A 12,152-nucleotide genomic window follows, 5' to 3' on the forward strand; every position below is an offset into this window, starting at 1 on the left:
CGTTCACCGCTCCACGCTTCCAGCTCCGCTCAGGCCAACTCTCGGAAGGATCCTCCGCCGAAGACCGCCATCTGCCCGAGAACGGTGCCTGTCAGGCCGCGGGCAACCGGGGCGTCGTCGACCGTGACCTTGAAGGTGCGCGCCCGGCAACGGCCGGGCGCGCAGGGCCGGATCACGCGGCCGGTGCACCGCCGCAGCGCTACACCGGCCACCAGGCCGTTCGGCTGAGAAGCCCCCTACTCGGCGTGGCCCAGCGCTTGGCGGACCTCCGCGCGCACTGACGCGTCGCCGACCGTCAGCAGGTACTCGCCGAATTGCCGGACCTCCGGGCCCTCGGCGCGGAAGACAATGGTGACGGCGTGGTCCACCGTGCGGGGGGAGGCGCTGACGTGCAGCACACTCATGGCCAGCTCCACCGACAGGGCCCCGTCGACGGGTGCCACGGCACACGCCAGGTCCACCAACTGCGTTGCCAGATCAAACCGCTGCTTCTCGCCCTCGGCCAGAGAACGCACACCACGGCCCACGGCATCCTTGATGTCGCCCAGTACGCCCCTGACCGTGGCGCTGTCGATCAGTTCACCGAGCCTGTCCTCGAAGTACTGGCTGTCGGCGATCTGCACGAGAGCACGGAAGGCCTGCCCACGCAATGCCGTCGTCCCCTTCTCCTCAATCAGGTGACGGCTGCTGTCCACAGCCACCGCCAGCTGCGAAAAGGTGCTGTCCACCGAGAACTTCCGGTCGATCGAGAAGTCGTACCAGGGCGTGCCCTCGGGGTTCGCAGCCGCACGGATCACAGCCTCGAAGCCGGCCGGCTCAGCCCATGTCGTCAGCGCCAGGCAGGCCAGGAAGCGCTCCTTCTCGGGTTCACCCGGATCGTTCATCAGCTCGACGAGGCCGGGGACACGATCCCTGTGCCCGGGCTCATCGATCCCACTGTCGATCACATCGTCGATATCTGTTGTCGGCTCGCCATTGAAATCCGTGGCGAGCAATTCGTTGAATCGTGTCATGACTGGCCTCCCTTCGTGTTCAGATCCGGATACTAGAACGGCCCGGTGATGTATTCCTTCGGCACAACGCCCTTGACCAGCCACTCCGAGTCACGGCGCGTGTGCATCATGTCCTTCATCCGCTGTTCGAGGCTGTCCGTCTTCTTCCTGCCGAAGCCGAGCCCCTCCGCCATCTCGCGGATCTTCTCATAGCTCGTACGCGGCGGGACCGAGATGTCGATCGGGCGCCCGGCAACCTTGTCAGCGGCTGCCTGAATAGCCGCCTCGACTTCCTTCGGCGAATAGACCTCCACGCCCTGGACCTTGCCGTTGGCGATGTCTTCCATCAGCCGCGGCAGGTCCACGGTGATCGTCTTGCCACCGTAGTCCTTGGCGTCGGCCCCGTCCTTGCTGGTCGAGGTGAACGGACTGTCCGACTTCCTGGGCTCACGCCCCACGACGTGGTCGACGATCGTCGCCTTGCCATCGGGATTGGCGGGCACGAGGTCACCGTCCTCGTTGATGTAGCTCTTGCGCTGCCCCTTGGCGTTGTACTGGTCCGAGAAGTCGTTGTCCTGGCGCCGGAGGTTGGGGACGTCTTCGCCGGGGCGGGGAGCGTACGGACCATCACTCGGCGGCGGCGTACCGCCGCCGTCCGCGGAACCGGAGTCGCCGCCCTTGCCCGGGTCGCCCTTCCCAGGGTCGCCCTTGCCCGGGTCGCCGGGACCGTGGCCGGAGTCCGCTGGGCCGTGACCGCCCGTCTCGCCGGGTGTGTGGCCGGCAGGAGTGCCCGGAGTGTGGCTGCCCGAGCCGGTTCCGGTGCCTGACGAGTCATGACCGGAGTGCCCCGGGGTGCCCTGACCGCCGCCACCACCCGGCGAGTGGGACCCGCCGCCCGTGGTGCCGTGCGTGCCGCCGCCCCCGCCGGCCGGGTGGGAGCCGCCGGGCGGGTGTGCCGAGGCGGTCGGGTGGCCCGTTCCGTTCTCCACGCGGCTGGGGCCGCCGGCGCCTTCGAGGACCTTCTCCTTGGCGGGAGCGGTCTCGTGCTCCTTGACGTTGGGCAGGTCGTCCTTGTGCGGCTCCCGGACGGGTTCGGTGTCGGGAACGACGTTGCCGTGCTCGTCCCTGATGGCGCCGTCGTTGCCGATGACGCGCTTGTTGCCCGCGTGGTCGACGTACTCGCGGCCGGGGGGCGTCCTGTCGCCGGAGCCGGCGGGGGTCGAGGGCGAGTCCCCGGTGTGTCCGGGGGCCGGGGTCGCGTCGGTCGGGTGCGGGGACGTGCCCGTGGGCATGTTCTTGGCCATGTCGTCCACGCCCGCCCGGCTGGCCTTGAGGCTCTCCATGAGGTCGCCGACCTTGAGCTTGGTGAGGCCCGCCGCCTTGCCGAGGTAGCTCATCGGGTCCACGAGTGCGCCCGCCTTGCCCACCGCGGTCAGGGCTTCCGCGCCCACGCCCAGCTTTCCGGCCTTGCCGAGTTTGAGCGCCGTGCCCGAGCCGAGGGTCAGGACGTTGAACACCACCGTCCCGAACGCGCGGGAGGGGTCCTTGTCCCATTCGTCCCAGGCGACCATCGACTTGCCGAAGTTGCGCAGGGCCGCCTTCTGGCGTTCGCGTTCACTGTGGTCGGCCGGGCCGAACATCTTGTCCATCGCCCAGTCGTACGGGGTGATGAGGTACCCGCTGACGCCGCCGAAGACGTCGCCGATGCCCGACCAGGTCTTCTTGAAGTTGTCCCAGTCGAAGATGTTGAGCATGCTGCCCAGGCCCTTGAGGGTGCCTCCGACACCGTCGACGAAGAAACCTTTCAGCGCGCCGCCGACGTTGTCCTTCGTCCACTCCCACGCAGCCCGCAGGCCCGTGTACTCACGCTCGTCGGCCGTCCCCCAGGGCGTCTCCTTCGCATCCTTGACGTCGCTTTCCTTGAAGCCGTACATGCCGGCCTTGTGCGAACCGTCGTCGACGACGAAGTGCGTACCGCCCACCAACGCAGTGATCTTGTTGGCCGCGTCGCGCTCGACGCCCTGGAACGCCACCCAGGTCGTCCCGACCTCGCGGACCAGGCGGGCGTTCTCGTCGATCTTGCCCTGGTCCTGCTGCCAGTCGTCATCGTCCTTGTTGTCGGCGACGAACTTCTCCGCGTCCACGCGGAGCTGCTTCATCTTCTCCACCAGCGGACGGGCGCTCGACGCGAAACCCGTCAGCGCACCACTGACGGACTCCAGCTTCTTGGCGAAGTCGTCCGCCTTGTCACGCACCGGTACCGTCGAACTGAGCAACTGCTCCTGCTCGGGAGCGTCGTAGACCGGATCCAGGGCCTGGAAGGCGTTGTGGACGTCCCTGCCGGTACCACGGATGCTGGAGGCGGTCGTCTTCAGCGAAGCCGCCTGCTTCTCCAGCGTCTCCAGATTGCCCGTGAAGGTCGGTATCTTCCCCAGGTCGATCACTTCTTGGGGCCCTTCAGCTCTTCCGCGGTAGGAGCCTTGGAGTACTCCTTCTGCTTGTTCGCCGCCATCTCCAGGTCGCCCTTGACGTACTCCTCGGTGGCCAGGCGCGCTCCGGTGATCGACTTCCCCGCCCGGACGGGGAGGAACTTCAGGTCGTTCTCGGTCCGTTGCTGGAACTCCTGCAACGCCTGAGCCACCGGACCGAACGCTCCGCCCTTGGGGACCTCGGTCCCGCCCAGCACCATCGTGCCCGCCGACGTGGCGGCGCCCACCAGGCCGTCACCGTACGACGTGAACTCCTCCTCGAACTTGCTCGCGGCCTCTGCGGTCTTGCTCAGGACCCCGCGCACGCCGTCCGGCTTGATGTCCCAGTCGAACACGATGCTCCCCCGTTCCGTGAAAGGTCTTCCTGCCGGCAACCCGGCACCCGCCCCGGCGCCGCTCCCTGCTGTGGCACCCGCCCGAGACCCCCTCGACACGGACGCCAGGATCGCGGGGATTCACCTGCATGCGTCCGGGTTCGCCTCTGCTTCTACGCATATGGACAAGGCGAGCTTATGCAAGCCCCACCGCCTGACCTGCAACAACCGTGCGGACGACGCGCGTTGTTACGAATTCACGACAATCGGGAGCATGACCGGATGAGCGGCGTGCCGTGCGGGGCGGTGATCAGCCCGGCAACGACCGGGGCCGATGCCAGCCGCGCACGGGACCGCGCGCAGCTGGATGCGCCCGCCACCGGCAGGGTCCGGTCGAGCCGGGCTGATGTTCCGTCACGTGGTCCAGTGTCCGCATCCGTTCGGGCGGACCGGGAGGGTCTCGACGCTGTTGCCGATGAAGCTGCGCTGGCGGGGCAGTTCGGTCTCGGGGACGGCGAGGTCGAGGTCCGGGAAGCGGGTGAACAGCCCCTCCAGGGCGATCACGGCCTCCAGTCGGGCCAGCGGGGCGCCCACGCAGTAGTGCACGCCGTGCCCGAAGGAGAGGTGGCGGGCCGCGCCGGGGCGGGTGAGGTCGAAGCGGCCGGCGTCCGGGCCGTGGAAGGTCTCGTCGCGGCCCGCCGCGGTGTAGCCGGCGAGGACCGGGGTGCCCTGCGGGATGAGGTGTCCGCCGAGGTCCAGGTCGCGGGTCGGGTAGCGGAAGGGGAACCAGCTGACCGGCCCGTCCCAGCGGAGGGTCTCGTCCACCACGTCCGACCAGCTCGCCTTGCCGTCGAGCACGAGCGCGAGCTGGTCCTGGTGGGTGCACAGCGCACGGACGGCGTTGCTGATCAGGTTGAGGGTGGTCTCGTGGCCGGCGACCAGCATCAGGCGCATGGTGCCGATGAGTTCGGCCTCGCTGAGCCGGTCGCCGTCGTCGTCGCGGGCGGCTATGAGGGCGCTGGTCAGGTCGTCGCCGGGAGCGGCCCGGCGGGCGGCCGCGATGGTGCCCATCAGTTCGATCAGCTCGCGGGCGGCGGCCGTCTTCTCGGCGGGTCCGGTGCCCGTGTCGATGATCACCGTGTAGGAGAGGTGGTGCAACCGCTCGCGGTGCTCGGGGTCCACGCCGAGGAGTTCGCAGATCACGCTCATCGGCAGCGGGAGAGCCAGGTGTGTGCGCAGGTCGGCGACGCCGTCCGGGTCCGCGGTGGCGGCCCGGCCGAGGTCGTCCAGGAATCCGGCGGTGAGCTCCTCGATACGCGGGCGCAGCCGCTCCACTTGGCGGGCGGTGAAGGCGTTGCCGACGAGGGAGCGCAGCCGGCGGTGGTCGGCACCGTCGGCGGTGTGCATGCCCTGCGCGTTGGCGAAGACCCGCAGCGGCCAGTCCGGGGGGATGGTGCCGTCGTTCAGGGCGGGGCAGTGCCGGGAGTCCTTGGCCACGTCGGGGTGGGCGAGGAATTCCCTGAGCGCATCGTGGCCGAGGACGACCGCGCCGGGCACCCCGCCGGGCAGGACCACGTCCGCGACGGGTCCCCGGGTACGCAGGGAGGCGTTGAGGGCGTGCGGACAGCCGCCGGACGGGTCGATGGCGTACGGGGACGCGGGCTCGGCCCCCGGTGCGGGGGCGGTGGTGTGGGCTGGGATGTCGGGTGACAAGCGGGCTCTCCTGACCGTGTCGGCGATTCCCGGCCAACAGTGCGATGTGGAGGCCGGGTTGGACAAGAGCGGGTTACCGGGCCGTGATCACGGTGGTGGCCGGGCGGGCCAGGTGCAGCCGGGTGTGGAACCAGCCCGCGGCCTCCTTCCCGGCCGGGTCCTCGCCGAGGGCGGTGACGGCCTCCACCGCGCGCCGCTGCTCCTCGGGGCCGGTGAACCGCCGTTGCGGGCTGGTGCCGTCGGCCCGTTCGACGGTGAGCCCGTATGACTCCAGGCAGCCGGCGATCGCCCGGTAGTCGTGGGTGCGCAGGACGAACGCGGCCACCGGCACGGGCCGTCCGACGGCGGTGAGCAGCCGGCCGAAGGTGCGCTCGGTGAGGAAGCTGGTGCCTCCGGTGACGGTGATCAGGCCGACTCCCGGGGCCGAGCGCCGCAGGCGCTCCCCCGGTTCGGCGGTCTCCAGGTCCACGGCGTGGCCCTCGTCGAGGAGTCCGGCCGCGACCGCGTACGCGACGGCGGGCTCCGAGACGTCGATGCCGATGGCCGGAACGGCGTCGGGGCGGCGCCGGGCGGCGTAGAAGTCGCGGTCCCGGGCGATGAGCCCGGAGGTGGTGAGCCGGGCCGCCGCCGGGGCGGTGTAGTGCGCGTACAACTCGTCGAGCGTCACGTCGTGGTTCACCAGCGCGGCATTGATCCCGTACGAGCAGCACAGGTCGAGCATCGCGGGCCGGGCGGGCCCGAGTTCGGCGGCGAGGGCGCGGAAGACCGGCTGGGCGTGGGCGGGGGTCTGGTACGCGTACGGTCCGAGGCGGGTGAAGTATCCGCGGGGGTCGGGGAGGGTGTAGACCTCGTCGAAGCTGGTCATGCCGGTCGGGCTCATGGGGCGGTTCTCCTCGGAGGGCCGGAGGGGGGCTTCGGAGGGGGCTTGGGGGCTTGGGCTTCGGTGGGGGCTCGGGCTTCGGTGGGGGCGGGGCGCGGTCCGTGCTCCCTGTCGTATCCGGGCAGGGGCGCCACCGGAAGACGGCGGGTCCGGCCACGGGGGCGGGCGGGCCACCGGAGACGGCCGGGGACACGGCCGGGGACAGGGCCGGAGCACCGCTCGTGGCGCGCGCCCGGGCGGCATAGTTTGGGGGATGACGCAGACACGGCGGACTCTCGAGAACAAGGTCGCCCTGGTGGCGGGGGCGACGCGGGGCGCGGGCCGGGGCATCGCGGTCCAGCTGGGAGCGCAGGGCGCGACAGTGTACGTGAGCGGGCGCAGCACGCGCGGCCGCCGTTCGGAGTACGACCGGCCGGAGACCGTCGAGGAGACCGCGGAGCTGGTCACGGCGGCGGGCGGGCGGGGGATCGCGGTGTGCGCGGACCACCTGGTGGCGGAGGAGGTGGAGGCGCTGGTCGGGCGGATCGCCGCCGAGCGGGGCCGCCTCGACGTGCTGGTGAACGACATCTGGGGCGGGGAGCGGCTGTTCGAGTGGGACAGCACGGTGTGGGAGCACGACCTCGACAAGGGGCTGCGGCTGCTCCGGCTCGCCGTGGACACCCATGTGATCACCAGCCACTTCGCGCTTCCGCTGCTGCTGCGGGAGCCGGGCGGGCTGGTGGTGGAGATGACGGACGGGACGGCCGACTACAACAGCGGCCACTACCGGGTGTCGTTCTTCTACGACCTCGCCAAGGCGGCCGTGCTGCGCATGGCGTTCTCGCTCGGGCACGAGCTGGGGCCGCGCGGGGCGACGGCGGTGGCCCTGACGCCGGGCTGGCTGCGCTCAGAGATGATGCTGGAGGCCCACGGGGTGACGGAGGCGAACTGGCGCGACGCGGTGGCGAGGTCCCCGCACTTCGCGATCTCCGAGACCCCGTCGTACGTCGGCCGGGCGGTGGCGGCGCTGGCCGCGGACCCGGAGGTGGCCCGCTGGAACGGGCGGTCGCTGTCCAGCGGGCAGCTGGCCCGGGAGTACGGCTTCACCGACCTCGACGGGAGCCGGCCGGACGCCTGGCGGTACCTGGTCGAGGTCCAGGACCCGGGCCGGCCGGCCGACACCACCGGCTACCGGTGAGCCGGCGGTTCGGGCAGCTCCAGTTCGCGGCCGGGGCCGAGCGGGGCGAAGAACCGGGCCACGTCCTCGTCGGTGACGTCGCACAGGGCGGGCGGTGACCAGCGCGGGGTGCGGTCCTTGTCGACGACCTGGGCGCGGATGCCCTCCACCAGGTCGGGTGAGCGCAGGGCGTGGCAGGAGATCCGGTACTCCTGGGCGAGGACCCGCTCCAGGCTGCCCAGGCCGCGGGCCCTGCGGACGGCGGCGTGGGTGACCTTGAGCGCGGTCGGGGACCTGGTCAGGATCGTCTCGGCGGTCTCCTTGGCGGCGGGGTCGTCTTCGGCGAGCAGCCGCTCGACGATCTCCTCGACGGTGTCGGCGGCGTAGCAGCGGTCGATCCAGTCCCGGCGGGCGGCCAGCTCGCCTGGGTCCGGGGCGGCGGTGTGGTGCGCGAGCACCTCGTGGACGGGCGCGTCGGCGAGGGCGGCGGTGAGCTCGGGGAGCCGGGCCGCGGGGACGACGTGGTCGGCGAGGCCGCACAGGATCGCGTCGGCGGGGCCCACGGCGGTGCCGGTGAGCGCGAGGTGGGTGCCGAGCAGGCCGGGGGCCCGGCCGAGGAGGTGGGTGCCGCCGATGTCGGGGACGAAGCCGATGCCGGTCTCGGGCATGGCGACGCGGGAGCGTTCGGTGACGACGCGGACGCTGCCGTGCGCGGAGACGCCGACGCCACCGCCCATCACGATGCCGTCCATGAGGGCCGCGTACGGCTTGGGGTAGTGGGCGATCAGGGCGTTGAGCCGGTACTCGTCGCGCCAGAAGGCGGCGGAGGCCGAGCTGCCGGCCTTGGCGTCGTCGTGGATGGCGCGGATGTCCCCGCCGGCGCACAGGCCGCGCTCGCCGGCCCCGCGGACGAGGACCTGGGCGACTGCCGGGTCCCGCTCCCAGGCGCGCAGGGTCTCCTCCATCCGCAGCACCATGGGGTGGGTGAGGGCGTTGAGGGCCCGGGGGCGGTTGAGGGTGATCACCCCCGTTCGCCCTTCGGTGTGGAACAGGACGGGGTCGTCTGCGGCGTTTTCGCTCTTCACGGCAGCCAGTATGTGTAGCGTGGGGTGCCGTGCGAAAGATCGTCCTCATGATGTCGGTCTCCCTCGACGGGTACGTCGAGGGCCCGGACCGGCAGCTCGACTGGCACGTCGTCGACGACGAGCTGCACCGGCACTTCAACGAGGAGCTCCGCCGGGCGGGCGCCTTCCTCAGCGGGCGGGTCGTCCACCAGCTCATGGCCGACTACTGGCCGACGGCGGACGCCGATCCGGCGAGCACCGGGCCCGAGGCCGAGTTCGCGGCCATCTGGCGCGACAAGCCCAAGTACGTGTACTCGCGCACCCTGCGCCAGGAGGACCTCGCCTGGAACACCACCGTGGTGCGGGACGTCGTCCCGGAGGAGGTGGCCGCGCTCAAGGCGGCCCCGGGCGGCGACCTGATGCTGGGCGGGGCCGACCTGGCCGCGTCGTTCCTGCGCCAGGACCTGGTGGACGCGTACCGGATCTACGTGCACCCGGTGCGGATCGGCCGCGGCAAGCCGCTGTTCGCTCCTGTGGACGGGAGGACGCCGCTCCGGCTGGAGGGGACCCGCACGTTCGGCAACGGGGTGGTCCGGCTGGCGTACGCGCGCTCCTAGCACCCGTGCGGACGGGCGGACGGGACGGGGTCAGCCGCGGGGGCGGGCCCGGTGGGCCTGCCAGGCGGTCAGGGCCTCGGTGCGGGTGCCGTCCGGGTGGCCGGCGTGCCAGTCGCGCAGGAACCGGTTGAACTCGAACTGGGCCCCGACCTCCTGGGGCCCGGCGGCCTCCGCACGGGTGGCGTGCCAGTGGGCGACGGCGTCGCCGAGGGTGCGGCCGGCGCCCCCGGCGACGTAGTCCCGCATGAAGGCGTCGAAGTGGAAGGCGGGCCCGATCTCCCGGACGAAGAACTCCCGGAGCACCTGGCTGCACCGCTGGCCCTCGGGGATCACGCTGTCCCGGTCGACGGGCGCGGCGAGCTGGCGGCCCGTCCGCCGCCGCGCCGGGGCGGGGGCCGGGAGGCCGTCGAGGGCGGCGGCCAGGCGGTCGGTCAGCGCGGCCTTGCCGCCTCCGGTGGACAGGCCCATGGTGCGGGCCAGGGAGGTCAGCTCGGCGAGGGTCCAGTACCAGCGCCGCAGTTCCGCTCCGGACAGTTCCGAATTCAGCGCGGGCCGGGACTCCTCGATATTCGTACTCACGTTCCCATTTTAGCGGCCGCAGCGCCCCACCGGCGACCACCCACCGCAGGCCCCGGACCGCCCGAACGCCCCGAACCGCACCACCGGGCGGCCGAAGGGGGAGGTATTCCGGGCAACTTGCGGCTGGTTCAAGGAAATTGGCCGGCGCCGATCGCTGACGTGCCATCAAATGGCCGGAATTGTAGCTGTTTCAGCTGTGGCTATGCTCATGACTTGAGTGGTCGAGGAGTTTTATCGATCACTTATGGGCAGAGTGGGGCGGCCGAGAAACACCCCCACAGGACCGCAGGACCGGAGAACCGATGGACAGCAACCTCGTCATCCAGACCCCCCGGGGTGGCAAGGCATTCGACGAGAGCCAAGTGCCGCTCTACTACACCCGCAAGACCGCGGACATCCTCCACAAGTACGGACCCGGCCCCCGAGTGCACTTCCACATGGGGCTGTTCGGACCCGGCGCCACCCCCAACACCACCGTCACACAGCGCGTGATCAAGCGCCGCATCGTCGAGTCGCAGGAGGCGATCGTCGAGCACGCCGCCCGCGCGTGGGGCGCGTACGCCAACCCGCCCGGCCGGCTCCTCGACATCGGCTGCGGCGTCGGCGGCGGCTCCCTCTACTGGGCGCAGGAGCACGGCGCACACGTCACCGGCCTGACCGTGGCCGCCGACCACATACCCGTCATCCAGGACTTCGCCCGCCAGGCCGGGGTGGCCGACCGGGTCACCCCGCTCCTCGCCGACGTCCACGAGTACACCGGCGGCGGCGACTTCGACGGCGCGTACGCCAACGAGAGCTCCGGGTACATGGACCGCGGGCGGCTCTTCCAGGTCGTCGCCTCCTGCCTGAAGCCCGGCGGCTGGTTCGGCATCCAGGAGCACTTCATCTGCCGGCCGGAGTGGACCGAGTTCATCGACGGCTACTACAAGACCCGCCTGGGCACGCTCACCGAGTACCTGCGCGCCGCCGAGACGGCCGGCTTCGAACTGGAGCAGGACGAGGACGTCACCGACCGGGTGGCCGAGTTCTGGGTGCAGTCCATGGCCTGGAACACCGCCGAGCTGGACCGGGTGGAACTCCAGGGCGCCCGCTCCGCCTGGTCGCGCGAGCGGCTCCAGGAGTCCACGATCACGCACGGCAAGCTGTTCCGCATCTGGCGCGACCACGCGCTGGAGACCCGGCTGCTGCTGTTCCGTCTGACCGGGAGGAACTGACGCCGTGCCGCCCTCGTACGCGAAGGCCTCCGCCCCCTCCCGGATCGGCTGGCAGCTGCCCCCGCTCTACTGCCCCTTCGAACGGAACCTGATCCATCCGAAGGCCGCCGAGCTGGAAGAACGCGCGGTGGCGTGGCTCGACGGGCATCGCCTGTACGCCGACGACACCGAGCGGGCGTGGGGCCTGGCCACGCGCAGCGCGGAGTTCACCGCCCGGATCATCCCGTACGGCGACGTGGAGACGATGCTGCTGTTCGCCCAGTGGAACTACTGGGCGTTCGCCATCGACGACTGGCAGGACTCCGGCTCCCCTTCCGGGCTGTCCCGCACGGCCGTCGTGGCCGACCACGGCGCGCGGCTCGTGCGGTCCGTCAAGGCCCCTGGGTCCGGTCTGCTGCCCCCCGGGCCGTTCACGGCCGCCCTGGAGGATCTGGCCGTCCGCACCCATGCCGTGCTCACCCCGACCCAGCTGCACCGGTTCCTCCAGGGAATGCAGGACTGGGTGTTCGGCTCGACCTGGCAGACCGGATACGGGGAGCGGGGCCTCATGCCCGCGCTGAACGAGTTCGCCGCCATGCGCATGGCGGTGAACGGCACCCGCTTCACCCTCACGTGGTGCGATGCCGCCAACGGGATCGACCTGCCGCCGGAGGTCCTCCACTCGGCGCCCGTGCAGGCCCTGACCGACGCGGCCGGCTTCATCGTCGGTTGCGACAACGACTTGTTCTCGTACAACAAGGACGACCACCAGGAGCCGCTGGAGGAGAACCTGGTCAACGTCCTCGCCCAGGAACGCGGCATGACGCCGGCGCAGGCGCTGGTGGAGGCGGTGGCCCTCAGGGACCGCGTGGTCGGGCTCTTCGTCAGGCTCCGCGACCGCGTGGCGTGCGGCGCCGCCCCGGAGCTGCTGCGGTACCTGCGGTCACTGGAGCACTGGATCGCCGGCGACGCCGAATACCACAACCGGGCCCCCCGGTACACGAGCCCCCGCAACCGGAACGTCCTGCCGGTCGAGGGGGCCTCGTACGACGTGGTGTACGCCGACGCGCCTGCGGATCCGAGCGCCGAGCCGCTGCCGGTGCCGACCCTCGCCGGGTGGTGGCAGCAGCTCGACGGGTGACCCGGGAAGGGCGG

At 71.3% G+C, this 12,152-nt stretch carries 11 protein-coding genes; 4 read left to right on the forward strand and 7 right to left on the reverse strand.

The features are described 5' to 3' along the window. Positions 1–236 precede the first annotated feature (236 nt). From ACSHWO_RS05800 to ACSHWO_RS05820, 5 genes are all read right to left on the reverse strand, one after another. Positions 237–1,013, reverse strand: a complete 777-nt coding sequence (locus ACSHWO_RS05800; protein ID WP_438310305.1) for a hypothetical protein — start codon at positions 1,011–1,013, stop codon at positions 237–239. 32 nt (positions 1,014–1,045) lie between these two features. Then, positions 1,046–3,436: a hypothetical protein gene (locus ACSHWO_RS05805; RefSeq protein ID WP_438310306.1), complete on the reverse strand. Its 2,391-nt coding sequence runs from the start codon at positions 3,434–3,436 to the stop codon at positions 1,046–1,048. Then, a complete protein-coding gene (locus ACSHWO_RS05810; RefSeq protein ID WP_438310307.1) occupies positions 3,433–3,816 on the reverse strand; it encodes a DUF6507 family protein in 384 nt (127 codons plus the stop codon). The genes ACSHWO_RS05805 and ACSHWO_RS05810 overlap by 4 nt, the downstream gene beginning before the upstream one ends. Positions 3,817–4,209: 393 nt before the next feature. Further along, positions 4,210–5,508: a cytochrome P450 family protein gene (locus ACSHWO_RS05815; RefSeq protein ID WP_438310308.1), complete on the reverse strand. Its 1,299-nt coding sequence runs from the start codon at positions 5,506–5,508 to the stop codon at positions 4,210–4,212. 73 nt (positions 5,509–5,581) lie between these two features. After that, positions 5,582–6,388, reverse strand: a complete 807-nt coding sequence (locus ACSHWO_RS05820; RefSeq protein ID WP_438310309.1) for a hypothetical protein — start codon at positions 6,386–6,388, stop codon at positions 5,582–5,584. 253 nt (positions 6,389–6,641) lie between these two features. On the opposite strand from ACSHWO_RS05820, the gene ACSHWO_RS05825 reads away from it, so the two are divergent. Beyond that, the gene (locus ACSHWO_RS05825; RefSeq protein ID WP_438310310.1) at positions 6,642–7,565 is read left to right on the forward strand and encodes an SDR family oxidoreductase; all 924 of its coding nucleotides are present in this window, start codon (positions 6,642–6,644) and stop codon (positions 7,563–7,565) included. Here the strand turns inward: ACSHWO_RS05825 and ACSHWO_RS05830 are convergent. Then, positions 7,556–8,638, reverse strand: coding sequence for an enoyl-CoA hydratase/isomerase family protein (locus tag ACSHWO_RS05830; protein WP_438318945.1), 1,083 nt, complete (start codon positions 8,636–8,638; stop codon positions 7,556–7,558). The genes ACSHWO_RS05825 and ACSHWO_RS05830 overlap by 10 nt on opposite strands. A 20-nt stretch (positions 8,639–8,658) precedes the next feature. Between ACSHWO_RS05830 and ACSHWO_RS05835 the strand changes: the two genes are divergently transcribed. Next, on the forward strand, positions 8,659–9,225 hold the full coding sequence (locus ACSHWO_RS05835) for a dihydrofolate reductase family protein (RefSeq protein ID WP_361092621.1): 567 nt from the start codon (positions 8,659–8,661) through the stop codon (positions 9,223–9,225). A 30-nt stretch (positions 9,226–9,255) separates the two neighbouring features. On the opposite strand, the gene ACSHWO_RS05840 is transcribed toward ACSHWO_RS05835, so the two are convergent. Then, on the reverse strand, positions 9,256–9,804 hold the full coding sequence (locus tag ACSHWO_RS05840; protein WP_438310311.1) for a DUF6434 domain-containing protein: 549 nt from the start codon (positions 9,802–9,804) through the stop codon (positions 9,256–9,258). Between the two features lie 302 nt (positions 9,805–10,106). On the opposite strand from ACSHWO_RS05840, the gene ACSHWO_RS05845 reads away from it, so the two are divergent. Together ACSHWO_RS05845 and ACSHWO_RS05850 are read left to right on the forward strand one after the other, a co-directional pair. Beyond that, positions 10,107–11,018, forward strand: a complete 912-nt coding sequence (locus tag ACSHWO_RS05845) for an SAM-dependent methyltransferase (protein ID WP_361092615.1) — start codon at positions 10,107–10,109, stop codon at positions 11,016–11,018. Positions 11,019–11,022: 4 nt separating this feature from the next. Next, the gene (locus ACSHWO_RS05850) at positions 11,023–12,138 is read left to right on the forward strand and encodes a terpene synthase family protein (protein ID WP_385846018.1); all 1,116 of its coding nucleotides are present in this window, start codon (positions 11,023–11,025) and stop codon (positions 12,136–12,138) included. The last annotated feature ends 14 nt before the right edge of the window (positions 12,139–12,152 follow it).

The organism is Streptomyces pallidus (ex Mingjun et al. 2026), assembly GCF_051550185.1.
Taxonomy (GTDB): domain Bacteria; phylum Actinomycetota; class Actinomycetes; order Streptomycetales; family Streptomycetaceae; genus Streptomyces.

Excerpts from the sequence above, each read along its gene's own strand:
- ACSHWO_RS05800 (WP_438310305.1), bottom strand. The coding sequence starts at position 1,013 with ATGACACGATTCAACGAATTGCTCGCCACGGATTTCAATGGCGAGCCG.
- ACSHWO_RS05825 (WP_438310310.1), top strand. The coding sequence starts at position 6,642 with ATGACGCAGACACGGCGGACTCTCGAGAACAAGGTCGCCCTGGTGGCG.
- ACSHWO_RS05820 (WP_438310309.1), bottom strand. The coding sequence starts at position 6,388 with ATGAGCCCGACCGGCATGACCAGCTTCGACGAGGTCTACACCCTCCCC.
- ACSHWO_RS05845 (WP_361092615.1), top strand. The coding sequence starts at position 10,107 with ATGGACAGCAACCTCGTCATCCAGACCCCCCGGGGTGGCAAGGCATTC.